Raw genomic sequence first — 19003 nt, 5'->3', positions numbered from 1 at the left:
ATTCGTAAAAATTGAAATATATTCACAAATATTTAATTGCGAAAATTTAAATAACAATTTAATTTACTCAACGTGGTGATTTAATGAATTTACCAAAATATATGGCAGTTTTAGTATTGACCATAATGGTAATGGCTCCAATATCAATGGGTTATTCACTAAATAGCCCTTTAATTGTGGTTAACAAGGATAAGGTAGATGCAGATTATGCAAATATGCTTTTAGACAGTTACTATTCAAAGAGAGAACTTTCAGTTACTGACGATAAAAAGTTAAAAGTTTTAGAAACTTTAATTTATTTCGTACCTGCTATTGACGAATTTGAATTAACAGATAATACTGAAGTATTAGAGGTTTCATTCAAGAGAGAAGGTTCAAATGTAATATATAAAGATGTAGAATATAAAGAAACCCTTGAATCAGATGATGTAGGGGACGAAGTTTCATTCATGGGTAGTAGCTATACAGTTTTAGAATCTGATAGCGATAAAATCGTTTTAGGTAATTTAATAAACGATACATCATGTTCAGATTCATTTACCGTAGATGATATTACCGTTAAATTATTGGCATTCTCTAAAGGCGAACTAATGGTTGACGTTTTAAGAAATGGTAAAAGAGTTGATAACTTTAAATTATTCCAAGATGACGTTCGTAAAGTAAAAGGAGAAGATATCGCTTTGAAGTATGATGATATATTAGAAGCAGATGATAAGAAAGTATTCTTCTTTAACGTATACCGATCATATGAATTTGTAAAAGGGGATGATTTAGAAGGCTACTCTGATATAAGAGTTGATATCGATGGTAAAACTATCGAATTAGAACACAGAAACGCAGATGAATTACCTAAAAACTTCAAATTTTTAAATTACAATATCGAACTTGCAGACGTTGGTTCAAATACAAGTGAAACATTCTTTAAAATCATTAAGAATGCTGACTACACAATAGACCTTGAAGAAGGTTCAAAAAGCTTTGGTAACAACGTATTTGCCGTTAAAATTGAAAATGATAAGGAAGATGACTGGGATGACCAAATATTCCTCTACAAAAATAACAAATTAATGGAAAAAGTTGTAGACTTCCAAGGTTCAGTTAACATCATTGACCAAGATGAATTATTGATGTCAAGTGCTGATTTAATTCTCGTAGGCGGTCCTGTAGCTAACCAAGCAACAGCAAAAATAGAAAATGGATTGATTTTCAAAGTTTCAAATGAGAACCCTGGTGAAAATAAAGGTATCATTCAAAAAGTAACAAATCCATTCAATAAAAATAGTGAAATCTTAGTTCTTGCAGGTTCTGACAAATTAGGTACTAAAGCGTGCGTTCTTGCAATGAAAAAAGGATTATACAACGGTGAATCTACAATGACCGTTGAATATGTAAATGATGATACAGTAAAAGTTTTAAACTAAATTATAAAGTAAATTATAAAATAAGTTTTAAACTTTAATATTCTTTTTTTAATTTTTATAATTTTTAATATATTTCTCTATAATTAAATCAACTATATATTTTTATATTATTTTTTAATAGTTATTTACTAAAATTATTTGATTGGAGATTGTAAATGGTGATATTATGCAATTAAACAATAATTCTAAAAAATTAGATTTTAACAGTATTTGTGGTATAAAAGTAAACACTAATTTGGACTACACCGGGGAAGAAATAGAACCTTTATGGGCTTTTAAATCATTCGATGTTCAAAAGGATAGTATCGTAGGTTTCATAGGGGCCATGCAAGTAAAAATAGCAAATATGAAGGATTTAAAAGATGTAAAAGAAGAGGCAGAATATGAAATTCCGATTTCTTCAAAGCGCGCAATAAACTTTATAGTGGAGCATTTCGATAATTGTGACTTAAAAACTACTTATTTAAGACAAAGAATGCTCGTAAATATTGTAAAAGATGTAATCGAAACAAAAGCAAATATTAAGATATTAAAAACAGGCGATGACTTGTACTATGATAATAAAAAAATATCGGTATGTATTGCTTGTAAGGGTGTTACTTCAGGTAAAATCCATCTAGGTTTAAACATAACTTCCGAAGGCACGCCAGAGCACGTTTCAGCAATCGGTCTATTGGAAATGGGATTGAATGAAAGCGACTTAGGCGAAATTTTAGAAAACATACTTTTAGAATATTGTAAAGAAACTGATAAAATAGAAAGAGACATTAGAAAAACATTACCTTTATTCTAAAAAATAATAATACTAAAATATTAAATAAATTATTAAATCAAATAACTTATTAAAATTATTTGATTATTCTATTTTTATTATTTTACTGTACTGGTTTAACAAATGAATGGATTTTATTCATGTTAATATCGATTATTTCGTCGATTTCAGTATCTAAATTTCCTAAGCAACTAACGGTAAGTGCAGGTGTATTAACTTCTCTTAAAAACTTCCTAACATCTTTTTCATGGAATACTATACCTTCAAAGTATTCTAAATTAGGAACTGCGTATAGTACACCATCTAATTCTTTAATATCCATACAACTATCCATTATTACGTCAACAGTAAGTGTCATGGTACCAGAGGTTTTTGAGATTTTTGAAGAACGTAGTGTTTTTAAAGAACCTTTTCTTTGACCAACGCATAATCTTTTATGGGTGTTATCTGCTTCCATTAATTCTTTATCGAATGAACTTTTAGGATCTTCGATAATTAATACTTTAGGGTCGAAATCTTTTAAGATATTGGGGTCTAAACCACCTAATCCGGTAACATCTATAACTAAATCTGGATTTATTTCTTTAGAATTATTGTTTCTAAGTTTTAGCATAAATGTGTTTAAATCCATGAATTTTATGCCATTTCCTGTAACAATATCTTCTAGATGAGGCTGTGAGTCGATTAATATAACTTCTTCACAATCTGGTTTAATCATATTTGCAATATAGTTACCTGACAAATAAGCACCAAATATGATTGCTTGCTTAAATTCCTCGCCTTCTAAGTAATATTTTATTGCATTAGCCTTTTTTTCAGCAATCCTTTTTATAATATCTCTAACTTTGACTTTTGATTCAATTGTTTTAACATTTTCAGTAATACCGTACTTCATAGTTCCACCATTATCCCTATTTTTTCAAGTGCTTTTAAAAGTTCGAACTCTATTTTGCGTTCTATGCTTTCATTATGGATTATTGAAGAAGGAGACATTGCACCGGTTAAAATTCGCCCTTTATCATCCATTACCAATAGTAATGAGCCAGAGCCTGCAACGCCTAATCTACCACGAGCTATGATTAAATCTGCATTTGTAGTATCAACTGCAATCATTCCTTTAGTTAATGCAGGCATTCTTGTTAAATCTGCCGAATTTGTACAAATATCTAACATTTCAATGATAATATTATTTTGATTATTTTTACAATTGTTAATTGTATTATGATTAGTATGAGTATCTAAAACTTTCAAAATAATATTTTTTACTACTTTAAATTTCTTTCCATTGGAAGTTGCAACTACAATTTTTTTAGAATTTTTGATGATATTTTGAATAGCCTCAATTTCGTCAATTTGATCCCCATTTCTGCAATTTTCCAATGATTGAACATATGAATTTTTAACTATCTTGTTAATTTTTTCCACAATATCCCAAACATAATTTTAAAATATAGATATAATTATAGAATATAGATATAATTATAGAATATAAATATAAATATAAATTTAATATATAAAATATAAAAATAGTTAAATTTAGATTTATATGAATTATAGCTGTTTTATTTAGCGGTCTTATTTAACTGTTTTAACTCTGCTATTTCTTATCCAATCTAAATCATTTTTATGAAGTTCTCTAATATCTTGTAACTCCAATATCATCATTATAAGTCTACTTAACCCAATTCCCCAAGCTAAAACCGGTTTTTTGATTCCAAAAGGCTCTAAAACTTCTGGTCTGAATATACCTGCACCAAGTAATTCCATCCAACCTTTACCTTCAACGTAAACTTCCGCTTCAAGTGAAGGTTCTGTAAATGGGAAATATGCGGGTCTTATTCTTACTTTTTCAAACCCTAATTTGTTTAAGAATTCGGATAATAATCCGACTAAGTTATCGAAATTTACATTGTCATCCATTACAATGCCTTCACATTGATAAAATTCCGGTAAGTGCTTATAATCGATTGCTTCATTTCTAAATACTCTATCTATACAAAATACTTTTTGAGCTTTTTCTTTTTCTTCTTCACTCAATGATGCTAAGTATTTAATTGAAGAAACGGTAGTATGTGTCCTTAATACTACTTTTTTAGATACTTCTTCACTGAATATGTATCCCCAGCCTTTAGAGATTTGTTCATCTCCAACAATACCTTTTTCATGTATTAATTTAAGTTTTTGAAGTAATTCCTCATCTACAAGGCCTATGTTCGGATATTTTAAAAAGAACGTATCTTGCATATCTCTTGCAGGGTGGTCCTGTGGTTCGAATAATGAGTCAAAGTTCCAAAGTTCAGTCTGTACTGCAGATGTTTTAACTTCTTTGAATCCAATTGATACGAGAATATCCTTAACATCGTCAATGATTTTAGCCATTGGGTGAGGTTTAGCAGGATAAACCTTTTCCGTAGGTATTGTAGCATCATAAGCTCTTATATCGCATTCTTTCCATTTTCCGCTTAATATATCGTCTTTGGTCAATTGTGTGATTTCTTCTTTAATTTCAATAGGATTTTTGATGTACTCAATACCTTCAGGGGTTAATTTTAATTCCCTATTTTTAATCTCTTTTACTTCAATTAATCCTCTTTTTTTCAAAGAATCAACTGTTTTTTTGTCTTCTTTACTTAATTTAGATATTTCAATTCCATCTTCCAAATTTGCAATTTTTGAAATTAAAATTTCCTCTTCATCTTCATAATCTAAATTTTTGAAAACAATATTCCCTTTATCGATTGCTACAAGGTTTTTCTTTTTTAAATTACCTAATAAAGGGTTTATTTCTCCTTTTTCAAGAGTTTCAACTTTTGAAAGGTCTTTTATCGCAATACTTTCAAATTTATTATCCAATATATATTTTGAAAGTCTTCTTTCGGGTAATTGCTTTTCTTTAGCTTCAATACCTTCTTTGCTAAGTTTTATAAGTTTTTTACTTTCTTCGAGTACTTCAGCAAGTTTGTGACCGGTAAGCCATAATCCTGCCCTCATAATTTTTTCTTTCTCAATTTCTTGTGAAATTTCTTCAAAGTCAAGGGTATTTTTTCCAAATTTTTGAAATATCTGTAATATTCTTTTCTCGTCATTGTGAAGTTCTACATCAATAATCATAATTTCACCTTAGTAAATAATAATATATTCAATATAAATAATCATGCTATTATTTAATTTGAATATCATGTTGCCATACTATTTAATAATTTATAAAATTGATTTTAACATCTATATAACATCTATAAATAACCATATTTTTGAATAAGATATTCATAGAATTAATAAACTTATTAAAATTCTTATTTGCAATTATATAATTATATATATCTATTGAATATAGAATATAAGCTAAAATATTATTGTTTTACTAATATATTTTTTATATTATTTTATTTAATATATTTTTAATATTCGTATCATATTGTTTGGTGGATTATGGACAAAGATGAGAAAAACGAGAAAAACGAGAATAATAAAGATAATAAAGATAATAAAGATTACTCCAGGGAAGATTTAGAATATACTAATCTAAAGAATAAAGTATTAAAAATGGCAGAAAATTTAAATTTCACTGCAGAATTAGATGGTATAAATGCCATGCGAAAAAGAGGTTTTCCGATTTCCCAATACGGAGTTTATATGAAGTCTAAAGTTCCATTTAGAACTTTTAAAATACCTGTAGATGCAGGATTTTCATGCCCTAATAAAGACGGCACTTTAGATGATAAGGGCTGTATTTACTGCCCTAAAATGGGTAGGCCAATCTCCGTAGAATATTGTAATCGTAAATACAGTTTAAAAGAGCAAATAGAATTCCAATTAAACGAGCACGGTCGAAAAGGTATAAATAAATTTTACGTTTATTTCTATCCTGCAACCAATACCTATGATGAGCCAGAAAATCTAAAAGAATTATGGGATTTTGCATTATCTTATGAAAATGTAATGGGTTTATCCATTGGGACAAGACCTGATTGTTTAGAAACTGAAAAGTTAGATATTTTAGGAGATTATGTGAAACAAGGTTATGACATTTGGATTGATTTGGGAATTCAATCATTACATGATAAGACCTTAACTATACTTAACAGAAAACACGACGCAATTGACACATTAAATGCAATTAAAAACTGCAAGGAACGAGGTATAAAGGTTTGTGGGCATATTATCTTAGGATTGCCTGGAGAAACAAGGAAAGAAATGCTAAAAACTGCAGAATTGTTGTCTTTAATAAAAATAGATGCTTTGAAAATTTATCCGCTCGTAGTTATATACAATACAAAGCTTGAAGAAATGTATTGGAATGCGGAGTATAAGTCACTTGATAAAATACAATACATAAGCTTAGTGACGGATTTTTTAGAGCATATATCTCCTCAAATATTAATTCAAAGAGTTTCAAAGGATAAAGTTCCAAAAGAGATAAAAATATCGCCAGAATGGGATTTAGGACGTTTAAAAATTTTAAACGATATATCAAACAATTTAAAAACTAGAAAAACAGTCCAAGGTTCAAAATTTAATATTTAACAGAAATGCTAATAAAACAATAAATAAAATAATAATAATAATAATAATAATAAAATAATTCCAATAACAATATACTGAAATAATAAATATTACGTAATATATTCCCAATATCTCGAATATTCCTTATTTTCATTTAATTATAATTTTTTTTATTTAAAATAATGAAAAAAAGATTTATACACTTTATAAATCTATTAAAGTATATTAAAGCATATATTAGTGTTATATTTTTGATGCAGCGATTTTTACTGCTTTTAGATAGTCTGAGGACTCGGTAATCACAACAGCCACAGGTATTCTAACAAGTTTCTCAACGCATGCACTAACTATTGGGGCGCATACAATAGCTTTTACCCCGTCTCGCTCTGCACTAACTGCCGATATAAGACACTCTTCAAGTGTATTTGAAGGATATTCTTTAATGGCGTATGTTTTACCATTAAAATCAATAGTTTTTTGAGTAAGTTTATTAAGTGATGATCTTGCAGCAATAATTGCTATTTTATCATCTAATTCATCATCTTTTTCAAATTCTTTAATTACTTTTACGATTTTTTGAAGTGTGGATACTCTAAAATCTTTATTATTCATAACTTTGTATAATGTACTATAAGGTATTTGAGAATGGTCTGAAAATTCCTTTAATGAAATATTTAATTCCAATAATATTTTTCTGAACTCATCGGTAAACTTTTCAGAACCTAAGCTTAATAAAAGCCTTTCATACGCTTTCATAACACTCACGTCACATATTTCTGTTACTAATTATTTAATCATGCAATATTATTATATAAACACCCAATTATTTATTATAATATAATTGTCTTATAATATATAATATTCTATTAAATATTCCAATATTAAAACTAAATTGTGGATTACTATTAGATATAATATTATTAGATATATTAGTAAGTATTAATATTATAAATCTATTGTTTATTATCTATATGGTATTAATTTTTTTAATATATGTATTTATTTTTTTAATATAGTTATATTTACAAATATATCAAAAATTACAATCTAAAACTAAATGATAGTAATATAATAATTGAAAAATGAAATAACCTGGAAAAATGTAATACGCTATATAATTTATACAATAAAATAATGTAAAATATATAAAAAAAATTAATTTTAGTTAATTATTGTCGACTGCCATTGAATTATACGATGTAGTCAATTCCTAGTGAACTTTTAGATTGTTGCTGTTTTTTAGGTAATATTCTTTGAGGTGCTTTTCCACCGCCTAATATATTAGGTGATTTAACACCGGTGATAATTGCCATAACCCTAATTGCTCCGTCCATGGTGCTATCTAACCTTGCGCCCCATATAACGTTAGCTTCTGCGTCCATACTATTTGTTATACCTTCTCCAATTCTGTTAGCTTCACCTAATGTTAAATCAGGGCCTCCAGTAATGTGTATAATAGCACCTGTAGCTCCTTTGTAGTCAATGTCTAATAAAGGACATTGTAAAGCATCTTTAACTACTTTTTCTACTCTATCGCCTTTGGAATCGCTGTCTACTTCACCTACACCAATCATAGCGACACCACCGTTAGTCATAACAGCTTTTACATCCGCATAATCGATGTTTATCATACTCTTCGTTGATATGGTTTCTGTAATACCTTTAACTGATTGAGCAATGATTTCGTCTGCTACTCTGAAAGCTTCGTTCATAGGTAAGTTAGGAACAAAATCGACTAATCTATTATTGTCAATTACAATAACAGTATCACAACATTCCGTTAATCTTTTAAGACCTTCATCTGCCTTTTTAAGTCTGGCTCTTTCAATTTTGAATGGGTATGTAACAACACCGATTACAACAGCACCGCTTTCTTTTGCTACTTCTGCAACGATTGGAGCTGAACCTGTACCTGTACCACCACCCATACCTGCGGAAACAAATACTAAGTCTGCATTTTTCAAAACATCTTCAAGAACGTTTTTAGCTAATTCTGCGGATTTTCTACCAATTTCTGGGTATCCTCCAGCACCTAAACCTCTTGTTAATGTAGAACCAATTAATATGGTTTTATCTGCTTTAATATGTTCTAAATGCTGTTTATCGGTATTTATTGCAATAGTTTCAGCACCTTCAATTCCTATCTCTGTAAGTCTTGAAATTGTGTTGTTACCTGCACCACCACATCCTACTACGATGATTTTAGCGTTTCCAAAATCATCTTTAGCCATTTGAGCTTGGTATAATTCTTCATTATTTTTAGAAAGTGCATCTTTAACAAGTCTCATAGTAATCCTCCAAAGGCAAATCTTAAATAAAATCGATAGATTATAATAATTTATTGATAATATCTATAAATTTTCATGATATATATTATTTTTTATATGTAATTTGATAGGCATACCCATTTTTCAAATATTCTATTAATTATATCCTATCTTCAATATTGGAATATTCTAAATGTATTTTTTTAATATTATGCCCATATAATATTATATATACTCTAACAATAAACCATTTAAATTTATATGCCGTAAATAAATCTTTATTTCGTGTATTTTTAAATTTGGGGTTATTTTATTATTTATTAACTATTAATTATTATTATCCAATACTTGTAAAGTTTTTTTGGTAATTATAACACTATATAAATAATAAGTTTTAATAGTTATATAAATTTTACTTATTGAAACTATTTAGATTCTTAAATAGGTTATTAAGTTGTCGATTATTTATAAATTGCCTCATGCTTCTAATTTAAGACTTATCCCTAAAAACTAAACAAAATAAAAAAAATAATGGAATAGAATAATAACGACTGTAAAATATGCGAAATCTAATAAAAATAATAAATAGTAAACTATATAAGATAGAACAAGTTATGTAATATTGGCTAGGCTGGGAGGTTAGGCGTCTCCTGTAACTCGAAATCGCCTTTGCGAGAGCCGAAAACTTGGGGGCGGCATAAGTTCCCAAATTTCATTCTTAATTGGTATGTAGACGTTTCGTCCTTTGGGGTAAGATGGTAAGAGACTCTCTTTCTTAAGAAAGAGTCAAACTCTTTTTGTATTTCGAAACCCGCCAGGTCCGGAAGGGAGCAACGGTAGAATTTACTTCGACGCTCAAGGGGTAGCGGGGCCGAGTGCTAATTAAGGCAAAATGGGATTTGGTGCTTTTGTCCACCCCAAGGAAGCCATTTTTTATTTTAAGGCATATTATTGGTATTAGTATCATTTTTTTAATATTTTTTATTATTATCCTTATTATTTTTAGATATCTTATGATTAATAGGACTCTATTATGATATAATTTTTGCAATAGATAGTTACATAATATCGCAACATAATTAAAAAAATATCCCTATTTTTAAAAAATTTCCTATTTTTACGTCAATCAATGCCAAAAATTTCAATAGTAATATATACCATTACGACCTATGTATATGGCACAAATGTAGGAAATAATAACTAATCACTCCAACAATCATTCCAATAATTAGTTAATTAGAGTACTATTATACTAAATATACAAACTCCACAAAAAATGAAATAATCAGATTTTAAAATTTATTCCAACTCTAAATTGTAAAATCTCATTGATACATACATTGATACACTATTAATAGATACAAACATATTTAATAATTATATATTATTTAAATAATATTTTTTTTTAAATTTTAATATATTTTGATAGTTAAAATATTAAAAATACCGTTTTTTATAACATAATACGTTTTTATCGAAATATTATGCAATTTCCAAAAGTTCTAATTTTTTTAATCGTATCATAACATATATAAAGGATTTATAATATAACTTGAAAAGTAGATTTATAATGATTAAATATTATATATTTTTAATAGGTACAGCAAGGCGTATATTGCCATTACTGGCATTATCATACTCAATTGCTTATGTCATTTAATCGAGATTTAAATTTACATATTGAGTTGGAATAAATTTTAAAAATAATTACAAATTAGATAGTTAAATACTAAAATACTACTTAGTAAATCAATACTAAATCAATAATAACTTAATAATAAATTAATAATACGTTAACTAACAAATTATTTACTAATTTATTAACAATTAATAATTATATGATAAATATAAATCTAAATAAACAAATTAAAAATATATGAACCCTATTAATTTAATAGGGGGTATTGAGGTATATAAAATAAGTTATTACTAATAATATACTAATAAAATGGAAAATGGTTATGTTGTGGAGCTTAACCATTATTACAAGTATCGCGTGTTCAATATTGTGGAGTTTTGAACATAAATACGTACAATATTTCTGTTATTATTTGATATTATTTGATATCTTTATTTCATTTATTTCTATAAATGTTTTATACAATATATTTTTGGTATGTATTTGTACATATTGATGTCCAAATATTCGTTTATTTTGATTTATATTTTGTTATTACAAATATTTTTTATGTTGGAGTGATGTGATATCATGTTAGACGTTTTTATGTCCTTTATGGGCGAGTTGAACGGAATTGTATGGGGACCTTACATGCTTGCTTTATTAGTGGGTACTGGTGTAATTCTTACAATTCTTTTAAAAGGTTATCAATTTAAGGAATTACCTTACGCTTTTAAATTAATGTTTAAAAAATCTGATAAAAAAGTACAGGGGGATATTTCTCCATTCCAAGCTTTAACTACGGCTTTATCTGCTACAATTGGTACAGGTAACATCGTAGGGGTTGCTACTGCATTTACATTCGGAGGTCCTGGTGCTATATTCTGGATGTGGATTGCTGCATTATTTGGTATGGCTACAAAATACGCTGAAGCAGTTTTAGCTGTTAAATATAGGATTGTAGATGATGCTGGAGAAATGGCAGGGGGTCCAATGTACTATATTGAAAAAGGTGCGGGAATCAAATGGTTAGCTGTTTTATTTGCGTTCTTCGGAGCTTTTGCAGCATTTGGTATCGGTAACGTAGCACAGGTTAACTCAATAGTTGATGTATTATCACCATTATTATCACCTGCAATAACCACAGTGTTATCACCTGTATTGTCATCAGTAATACCTGTAGACCTTATCGGTAGATTTGGAATCGGAGTAATGATTGCAATTTTAGTTGCAGCTGTAACTATGGGTGGTATTAAGTCTATTGGTAGAGTTACATCCTACATTGTTCCATTTATGGCAGTATTTTACTTCATAGCTGGTGCAGCAGTTTTATTATTGAATTTACAATACATAATCCCTGCAATATCCTACATAGTCAGTGACGCATTCACAGGAACTGCAGTTGCAGGTGGTGCAATTGGTACCGTTATGAGATACGGGATTGCAAGAGGTGTATTCTCAAATGAAGCAGGTTTGGGTAGTGCTCCGATTGCCGCTGCAGCAGCTAAAACAGACCACCCTGGAAGACAGGGTTTAATTTCAATGACTGGTACATTTATCGATACAATCATAATATGTTCAATAACCGGTTTAGCATTAACAATAGCTACATTAAAATCAGGTCTTTTAACAAGTGGTTTAGAGGGCGCACAGCTTACAATCGCTGCATTCAACTCTTTACTTCCAAACAGTGGATGGATTATAACAATGGCATTGCCATTCTTCGCATACACAACAATATTAGGTTGGACATACTACGGTGAAAAATGTTTAGAATATTTAGCAAGTAGCTCAAAAATAGCAAATATTTACAGAATAATTTTCGTTTTAGTTGTTATTTGGGGTTCAACAGCTGATTTAAAACTTGTATGGGATATCGCAGATACTTTAAACGGAGCAATGGCTATTCCTAACTTAATTGGTATATTATTACTCTTGAAAGTTGTAGTATCTGAAACAAAAGACTTCCAAAAGATTAAAAAAGCAGAAGCAACAGCTGAATCAACTCAGGAATAAAATTTGAATATTTTAGAATGGTCATTATATGGGTATAACAAATATAACTATTCTAAATATATTACTACATTTTTATTTTAATTTTTTATTTTAATCCGATAGTTTTATTTTGTAATTTTATTTTGTAATTTTATATTATAATTTTATATTATAATTTTTTAATTTATTTTAATTTTATTTACGGTTATTTTCATGATTTATAAAAAAATTACACAAAGTTTTTATTTAATTAGTAATTTAATAGTAATGATTATATTATATTTGAGATAATATATTATAAATTAAAGTTATCGATTAAAGTTTATTGATTATTATACGGAGTTAGCATATTGTTAAGGTGATTTAATGATTATAGATAGAGCTCAAAAATACTTGGAAAAAATAGAAAAATCTGACTTAAACGCTTTCATTGAAGTAAAACCTGAAAGAGTTTTAAAAGAAGCTCAAGAATTGGAAAAAAATGAAGCTTTAAAAAACAAACCATTATATGGTAAAATAATAGGTGTTAAGTCAAACATCAATGTTGAGGGATATACAATCTCTTGCGCATCTAAAACATTAAGTAACTACGTTGGAACCTATGACGCAACCGTTGTAAAAAAATTAAGGTCACAAGGTGCTTTAATTATCGGTATGACAAACATGGATGAGTTTGCAAGTGGTAGCAGTGGTGAAACATCTTACTACGGAGCAACAAAAAACCCCGCAGCTTTAGATAGAATACCTGGTGGTTCAAGTAGCGGTAGCGCTTCAGCAGTAGCTGGAGATTTATGTGACATGACTTTAGGTAGCGATACAGGCGGTAGTATTAGAAACCCTGCAAGTCACTGTGGCGTAGTTGGTTTTAAACCATCTTACGGTGTTGTAAGTAGGCAAGGTTTATGCGATTTATCAATGAGTCTTGACCAAATCGGACCTTTAGCTAAAAACGCAGAAGATGCTTTATTATTAACAAACGCAATTAAAGGAAAAGATATTTCAGAAACTACCTCATTGGCTACTCCTAAATTTAACAAAAACACTGAAGAAGTTAAAAATTACAAAGTAGGTGTAGTTAAAGAATTCATGGATGTTACTGACGATAAAATTAGAAACAACATCGAAAAAGGTATTCAAGCTTTGGAAGATATCGGTTGTGAAATCGTAGAGTTAAATTACAATTACACCGATATAGCATTACCTACCTACTATTTGATAAACTATGTTGAATTCTTTTCAGCTACAAGAAAATACGATGGTAGAAGATACGGATATCAAATAGAAGAAGCTTGTGGCGAAGAAGTACTTAGAAGAATTTTAATTGGTAAAACAATCAGTGAACAAGAATTCAGCGGAAAATACTATAAAAAAGCATTACAAGCAAGAAGAACAATGAAAGCAGAAATGATAAAGTTGTTCGATAAAGTAGACATCATAGCAGGTCCTACAGTTCCTAAATTACCTCACAAATTAGGGGAAGAAATTTCACCAATGGATATGTATGCTTACGATGTGTTAACAGTTCCTACAAACTTGTGCGGTATTTGTGCAGGTGTTGTAAGATGTGGAGACATTAATGGCGTACCTGTTGGCTTACAATTCCAAGGAGCTCCTTTAGGCGACGAAAAAGTATTAAACACAATGATTGAATTTGAAAATAGATTCTAAATAATTCTAAATAATTCTAAATAAAAACTTTATTTTTTTAATTTTAATTTTAATTAACTTTCTTTTTAGATATAACTTTTAAATTTAGATTTTAACTCATTTAAACAATTAAATAATTCAAAAAATAATAAAAATAGTATTTATATATTGGTAAATATTTAGTGATGTTTTATTTTCAGTACCTTAGAATTCTACAACATCGATTTCTTCGAGAGGTATGTCTTTTAAAGCTTTTCCTATTGAAGCTTTTGCAATTCTAAGGGCATGTTCCGGACTTTCTGCGTTAAATACTCTCATTGATAGGATGATACCTACAATTGCAGTTCTCGCAACCACTAACACGCAATCAACTGGTTCGCTACATTCAGGACATAAAGTTAAACCTAACTCGATGTCTACGTAGTCTAATTTTCCCTTGTTCAAAGCTTTACCGATTTGGGAAATTGCAATACCTATTGCATCTTCTGCATCTTCTACATTCTTTGCAACATACGCTGCTTGTAATTTTACGTGATAATTTGTCATTTTTTCACCAATCTCACTGTTCTCGCTATTCGCTATACAATATCTCTATTTTGCTAATGTAAATCTCACATCGTCGTCGCCTACATTGAAAATGCCAAGTCTAGCACCTGCATCTATCCAACCATAAGCATAATTTAACGAAGCAAATGCGTTTATATAGTCTCCTTTTTGTATAAATGCCTTTGCATCAGAGAAGTAACACTCTATCATAGTCATGAAATCTAGGGCTACATCGTAAAGTAAGCTTTTTTCAGACGGCATTCCTTTTTTTATGATAGATATGGCTTCCTCTGTTCTATCATAGTAATTTTCTATTTTGGCATATGATATTACATCCTGCTTTTGATTTTCGTATTCGGGGTTGATTTTTATTTCCAAGTTTACACCAAGTATTATTTTATTAATTTCATATTTATTCTATATATTGTATAAATATTATATCATATATTAACACTCGATTAATTCTACAATATGCTAATTTATTTTAATTGTACATACATTTTAATTTCTAATATTTATTACTTTATTTGTAATTAGTGTACATTTTATGAATTTATCTTTAATATTTGGATAAATTTAATTGATTTTTGTATAAATTTTATCGACATTTTATACGACATTTGACTTAGAATAAAAATCTTTATATATTATATAATTATAATGATTAATCATTATAATTCTAATGTCTCATATTTTATTTACTACATTTTATAAAATAATAATTGACAATACTTATCGAATTTGTGACATATCATAAAACATACTAATCAATACTATAATCAAAAATATCAAATCAAAAAATATCAAATTATCAAAAAATTAATAATAATGTAATAACATTAAGCGACCGTTTTGAGGTGGACAAATGATTGAAGTTAGGTTTCACGGAAGAGGTGGACAAGGTGCAGTGACTGCTGCTCAAATTCTTGCCAAAGCTTCATTTTACGACGGTAAATTCTGTCAAGCATTCCCATTTTTCGGAGTAGAAAGAAGGGGTGCCCCCGTTATGGCATTTACAAGGATAAACGATGAAAAAATAAGATTAAGAACCCAAATTTATGCACCAAACTTTGTAATTGTTCAAGACCCTACATTATTGGATACAACAGACGTTACAAGCGGTCTGCAAAAAGGCGGATTAATTTTAATAAACACATTAAAAGATATTCACTTGGAAGGATACGACGTTAAAACAATCGATGCAACAGGAATTGCATTAGACGTTTTAGGCGTACCAATTGTTAACACCACAATGGTAGGAGCATTTGCAGGTTTAACAAACCAAGTTAGTCTTGAATCATTAAAAAAAGCTATTAAAGATACATTCCCTGGTAAATTAGGCGAAAAGAACGCAGCAACTGCTGAAAAGGCATACAACAGTGTTCAAAATTTATAAATATAATTATGAATATTCCAAATAATCTAATAAGATAATAATCTAATAAGATAATAATCTAATAAGATAAATAAGGTAAATAATTTAAGAAAACAGGTGGACTTATGGTTAATAAAGGTACTATTATTTATGAACCTGGAAACTCAATTAACAACAAAACCGGTAGTTGGAGAGTCTTTAAACCAATTTTAGACAACGATAAATGTATAAAATGTGAAAATTGTTATATTTTCTGTCCTGAAGGCTGTATTCAACCAGATGAAAACGGAGATTTCAAGATTGATTACGATTACTGTAAAGGTTGCTTAATTTGTGAAGAAGAATGTCCTGTAAAGGCAATTACGGGTATAAGAGAAGAGAAGTAATTAAAATTACAAAATAAAATAAAATAAACTATAATAACATTATAAAATTTCAATAATACATATTAAAACTAGAAATGGCTTAGAATATAATTTAGAATATACGTTAGATATAATTTAGAATATATTTAAAATAAATTATCAAAAATATTGTACTAATTTCCAAAAAATACATTGGGAGGATAACCATGCAAAATGTTAAAGTTATAACCGGCACCTCAGCAGCTGCGGAAGCTGCTAAATTGGCAGACGTTGATGTTATAGCCGCTTATCCTATCACCCCTCAAACAACATCTGTTGAAAAGCTAGCGGAATTCGTAGCTAACGGGGAATTAAATGCGGAATACATTAAAGTAGAAAGTGAGCACTCAGCAATAAGTGCATGTGTCGGTGCAAGTGCAACCGGTGCAAGGACATTCACTGCGACATCATCACAAGGTTTAGCATTAATGCACGAAATATTATTCGCTGCAGCAGGTATGAGAATGCCTATCGTAATGATGAACGCAAACAGGGCTTTATCAGCACCTATTAACATTTGGAACGACCAACAAGACAGCATTTCACAAAGAGATACTGGCTGGATTCAATTGTACGCTGAAAACAACCAAGAAACCTTAGATTTAATTATCCAGGCATTTAAAATCGCAGAAAATGAAAACGTTTTATTACCAGTAATGGTAAACTTAGATGGTTTTATTTTAACACACACCGTGGAACCTGTGGAAATACCTGAAAAAGAAAAAGTTTTGAACTTTGTTGGTCAATACGAACCTAAACACGCATACTTAAGACCTGAAAAACCAATGACTCAAGGTGCATTAGGTGACCCTGAGTGGTATATGGAAACAAGACATGATGTTCAAAAAGCTCAAGATGTAGCTTTAAATGTTATTAAAGACGTTCACGATAAATTTGCTGAAAAATTCGGTAGAGCTTACGGAAACGGATTAATAGAAACTTACAATATCGAAAACGCGGAAACAGTTTTAATAACAATGGGTTCATTGTGTGGAACTATTAAAGATGTAATCGATGAGTTAAAAGCAGAAGGTAAAGAATACGGTTTATTGAAAATCATCAGTTACAGACCTTTACCAACTGAAGAAATAAAAGAAGCTTTAAAAGGTGCTAAAAACGTAGCTATCTTGGATAAAGATATAAGCTTAGGTTTAGACAAAGGTGCTTTGTTCACTGATATTGCTCCATTCTTAAAGGACAAAAAAACCGTTAACTACATCGTAGGACTCGGTGGAAGAGATATAAGAAAAGCAAATATCAAAGAAATCATAGAACACACTGAAAACGAAGCAAAAGACACTGAAACAAAATGGATTGGCTTAAAAGAATAATTTAAGTTGAATAATTAAAAAATAGTAACAATAATAAAACCAATATTAAAAATAATAATCGAAATAATAATCGAAATAATATTAAAATAACAATACCAAAATAATTAAACCTTAAAATTTCAATAATTTTATCGGTGGTAAGATGGCAAGACAATTCCCAAGAGAAGAATTATTTGCTCCCGGACACAGAGGTTGTGCTGGTTGTGGGGCAGCAATTGTTGCAAGATTGACTTTAAAAGCAGCAGGTAAAAACACCATCGTAGCAAACGCTACCGGATGTCTCGAAGTTATGACAACTCCATACCCAGAAACAGCGTGGAGAGTGCCTTGGATGCACGTTGCATTCGAAAACGCAGCAGCAGTTGCAAGTGGTATCGAAGCAGCAGTTAAATCCTTGAAAAGAAAAAGAGGACTTTACGAAGGCGAAAAAGTAAACGTAATCGCTTTCGGTGGTGACGGTGGTACTGCAGATATCGGATTCCAAGCATTAAGTGGTGCAATGGAAAGAGGTCACGACATGGTTTACATCATGTACGATAACGAAGCATACATGAACACAGGTGTTCAAAGAAGTGGTTCAACACCATACATGGCTTCAACAACAACTTCACCTGCAGGTAGCGTAATTAGGGGAGAAAACAGACCTAAGAAAAACATGCCAATGATTATGGCAGCTCACGGCATCCCTTACGTAGCTACAGCTTCAATCAGCTACCCAGAAGACTTTATGAACAAAGTTAAAAAAGCATGTGAAATTGATGGACCTGCATTTATTCAAATTTTACAACCTTGTACAACAGGTTGGGGATACCCTGCAGCTAAAACAGTTGAATTAGGTAGATTGGCAGTTAAAGCAGGAATTTGGCCACTCTATGAAATTGAAAACGGCGAGTACAGAGTAACATACAAACCTTCAAAAAGAATTTCAATTGAAGAATACTTAAAAACTCAAAAAAGATACAGGCATTTAACCGAAGAAGATGTTGAAGAAATGCAAAAATTAATCAACCACAAATGTCAAGAAATGGGAATTTAAATTTAATAAATAATAACTAATAACTATTATGCAATATTTTAGTTATTGATAATTATTGATAATTTTTAAATTTTTAATCCTATTTGTA

General features: G+C 29.6%; 16 protein-coding genes and 1 other RNA gene. 10 read left to right on the top strand and 7 right to left on the bottom strand.

Translation table 11 applies throughout. The annotated features are described in order from the left end of the window. The first annotated feature begins 83 nt into the window (after positions 1–83). Both J2127_RS00950 and J2127_RS00945 read left to right on the top strand, forming a co-directional pair. Complete coding sequence (locus tag J2127_RS00950; RefSeq protein ID WP_209731584.1) at positions 84–1421, top strand: S-layer protein; 1338 nt, start codon at positions 84–86, stop codon at positions 1419–1421. Positions 1422–1587: 166 nt separating this feature from the next. Next, complete coding sequence (locus J2127_RS00945) at positions 1588–2214, top strand: DUF366 family protein (RefSeq protein ID WP_209731583.1); 627 nt, start codon at positions 1588–1590, stop codon at positions 2212–2214. Positions 2215–2296: 82 nt separating this feature from the next. Here the strand turns inward: J2127_RS00945 and J2127_RS00940 are convergent, their stop codons facing one another. From J2127_RS00940 to J2127_RS00930, 3 genes are all read right to left on the bottom strand, one after another. Next, on the bottom strand, positions 2297–3088 hold the full coding sequence (locus tag J2127_RS00940; RefSeq protein WP_209731582.1) for a DUF1188 domain-containing protein: 792 nt from the start codon (positions 3086–3088) through the stop codon (positions 2297–2299). Continuing rightward, positions 3085–3618 carry a FeGP cofactor biosynthesis guanylyltransferase HcgB family protein gene (locus tag J2127_RS00935; protein WP_209731581.1) on the bottom strand — a complete coding sequence of 178 codons (534 nt, stop codon included), beginning with the start codon at positions 3616–3618 and terminating at the stop codon, positions 3085–3087. The genes J2127_RS00940 and J2127_RS00935 overlap by 4 nt, the downstream gene beginning before the upstream one ends. A gap of 150 nt (positions 3619–3768) precedes the next feature. After that, entirely contained in the window at positions 3769–5304 is a 1536-nt protein-coding gene (locus J2127_RS00930; RefSeq protein ID WP_209731580.1) for a phenylalanine--tRNA ligase subunit alpha, read from the bottom strand. Between the two features lie 480 nt (positions 5305–5784). On the opposite strand from J2127_RS00930, the gene J2127_RS00925 reads away from it, so the two are divergent. After that, positions 5785–6717 carry a TIGR01212 family radical SAM protein gene (locus J2127_RS00925; RefSeq protein WP_432442923.1) on the top strand — a complete coding sequence of 311 codons (933 nt, stop codon included), beginning with the start codon at positions 5785–5787 and terminating at the stop codon, positions 6715–6717. A 222-nt stretch (positions 6718–6939) separates the two neighbouring features. Here J2127_RS00925 and J2127_RS00920 read toward each other — a convergent pair whose 3' ends face one another. Then, on the bottom strand, positions 6940–7452 hold the full coding sequence (locus tag J2127_RS00920) for a helix-turn-helix domain-containing protein (protein WP_209731579.1): 513 nt from the start codon (positions 7450–7452) through the stop codon (positions 6940–6942). A gap of 434 nt (positions 7453–7886) precedes the next feature. After that, the gene (ftsZ, locus tag J2127_RS00915; protein WP_209731578.1) at positions 7887–8984 is read right to left on the bottom strand and encodes a cell division protein FtsZ; all 1098 of its coding nucleotides are present in this window, start codon (positions 8982–8984) and stop codon (positions 7887–7889) included. A 598-nt stretch (positions 8985–9582) separates the two neighbouring features. On the opposite strand from ftsZ, the gene ffs reads away from it, so the two are divergent. From ffs to gatA, 3 genes are all read left to right on the top strand, one after another. After that, positions 9583–9896, top strand: an RNA gene (gene ffs / locus J2127_RS00910) — signal recognition particle sRNA. Positions 9897–11172: 1276 nt separating this feature from the next. Continuing rightward, complete coding sequence (locus J2127_RS00905; RefSeq protein ID WP_209731577.1) at positions 11173–12597, top strand: alanine/glycine:cation symporter family protein; 1425 nt, start codon at positions 11173–11175, stop codon at positions 12595–12597. A gap of 345 nt (positions 12598–12942) precedes the next feature. Further along, positions 12943–14244, top strand: coding sequence for an Asp-tRNA(Asn)/Glu-tRNA(Gln) amidotransferase subunit GatA (gene gatA / locus J2127_RS00900; RefSeq protein WP_209731576.1), 1302 nt, complete (start codon positions 12943–12945; stop codon positions 14242–14244). Between the two features lie 183 nt (positions 14245–14427). Here the strand turns inward: gatA and J2127_RS00895 are convergent, their stop codons facing one another. Further along, positions 14428–14769 (bottom strand): DUF555 domain-containing protein, encoded by a 342-nt coding sequence (locus J2127_RS00895; protein ID WP_209590294.1) that lies wholly within the window; start codon positions 14767–14769, stop codon positions 14428–14430. Positions 14770–14814: 45 nt separating this feature from the next. Further along, positions 14815–15147 carry a DUF357 domain-containing protein gene (locus J2127_RS00890; RefSeq protein WP_209590295.1) on the bottom strand — a complete coding sequence of 111 codons (333 nt, stop codon included), beginning with the start codon at positions 15145–15147 and terminating at the stop codon, positions 14815–14817. 487 nt (positions 15148–15634) lie between these two features. On the opposite strand from J2127_RS00890, the gene J2127_RS00885 reads away from it, so the two are divergent. The 4 genes from J2127_RS00885 (at position 15635) to porB (ending at position 18915) form a co-directional block, all read left to right on the top strand. Beyond that, positions 15635–16165: a pyruvate ferredoxin oxidoreductase subunit gamma gene (locus J2127_RS00885; RefSeq protein WP_209590297.1), complete on the top strand. Its 531-nt coding sequence runs from the start codon at positions 15635–15637 to the stop codon at positions 16163–16165. A gap of 104 nt (positions 16166–16269) precedes the next feature. Then, complete coding sequence (gene porD / locus J2127_RS00880) at positions 16270–16530, top strand: pyruvate synthase subunit PorD (protein WP_013180461.1); 261 nt, start codon at positions 16270–16272, stop codon at positions 16528–16530. A gap of 185 nt (positions 16531–16715) precedes the next feature. Then, entirely contained in the window at positions 16716–17879 is a 1164-nt protein-coding gene (gene porA, locus J2127_RS00875) for a pyruvate synthase subunit PorA (protein WP_209731575.1), read from the top strand. Positions 17880–18021: 142 nt separating this feature from the next. Beyond that, a complete protein-coding gene (gene porB / locus J2127_RS00870) occupies positions 18022–18915 on the top strand; it encodes a pyruvate synthase subunit PorB (RefSeq protein ID WP_209731574.1) in 894 nt (297 codons plus the stop codon). The last annotated feature ends 88 nt before the right edge of the window (positions 18916–19003 follow it).

Source organism: Methanococcus voltae (genome assembly GCF_017875395.1).
Lineage (GTDB): Archaea > AGJL01 > Methanococci > Methanococcales > Methanococcaceae > Methanococcus > Methanococcus voltae_C.
Note: the sequence above shows the minus strand (reverse complement) of the source record. Positions and strands in the feature narration are given on the sequence as shown.

What these genes read in the sequence shown, in the direction of transcription:
- J2127_RS00950 (WP_209731584.1), top strand. Translation starts at nt 84, where the DNA reads ATGAATTTACCAAAATATATGGCAGTTTTAGTATTGACCATAATGGTA.
- J2127_RS00945 (WP_209731583.1), top strand. Translation starts at nt 1,588, where the DNA reads ATGCAATTAAACAATAATTCTAAAAAATTAGATTTTAACAGTATTTGT.
- J2127_RS00940 (WP_209731582.1), bottom strand. Translation starts at nt 3,088, where the DNA reads ATGAAGTACGGTATTACTGAAAATGTTAAAACAATTGAATCAAAAGTC.
- J2127_RS00930 (WP_209731580.1), bottom strand. Translation starts at nt 5,304, where the DNA reads ATGATTATTGATGTAGAACTTCACAATGACGAGAAAAGAATATTACAG.
- J2127_RS00925 (WP_432442923.1), top strand. Translation starts at nt 5,785, where the DNA reads ATGCGAAAAAGAGGTTTTCCGATTTCCCAATACGGAGTTTATATGAAG.
- J2127_RS00920 (WP_209731579.1), bottom strand. Translation starts at nt 7,452, where the DNA reads ATGAAAGCGTATGAAAGGCTTTTATTAAGCTTAGGTTCTGAAAAGTTT.
- ftsZ (WP_209731578.1), bottom strand. Translation starts at nt 8,984, where the DNA reads ATGAGACTTGTTAAAGATGCACTTTCTAAAAATAATGAAGAATTATAC.
- J2127_RS00905 (WP_209731577.1), top strand. Translation starts at nt 11,173, where the DNA reads ATGTTAGACGTTTTTATGTCCTTTATGGGCGAGTTGAACGGAATTGTA.
- gatA (WP_209731576.1), top strand. Translation starts at nt 12,943, where the DNA reads ATGATTATAGATAGAGCTCAAAAATACTTGGAAAAAATAGAAAAATCT.
- J2127_RS00895 (WP_209590294.1), bottom strand. Translation starts at nt 14,769, where the DNA reads ATGACAAATTATCACGTAAAATTACAAGCAGCGTATGTTGCAAAGAAT.
- J2127_RS00885 (WP_209590297.1), top strand. Translation starts at nt 15,635, where the DNA reads ATGATTGAAGTTAGGTTTCACGGAAGAGGTGGACAAGGTGCAGTGACT.
- porD (WP_013180461.1), top strand. Translation starts at nt 16,270, where the DNA reads ATGGTTAATAAAGGTACTATTATTTATGAACCTGGAAACTCAATTAAC.
- porA (WP_209731575.1), top strand. Translation starts at nt 16,716, where the DNA reads ATGCAAAATGTTAAAGTTATAACCGGCACCTCAGCAGCTGCGGAAGCT.
- porB (WP_209731574.1), top strand. Translation starts at nt 18,022, where the DNA reads ATGGCAAGACAATTCCCAAGAGAAGAATTATTTGCTCCCGGACACAGA.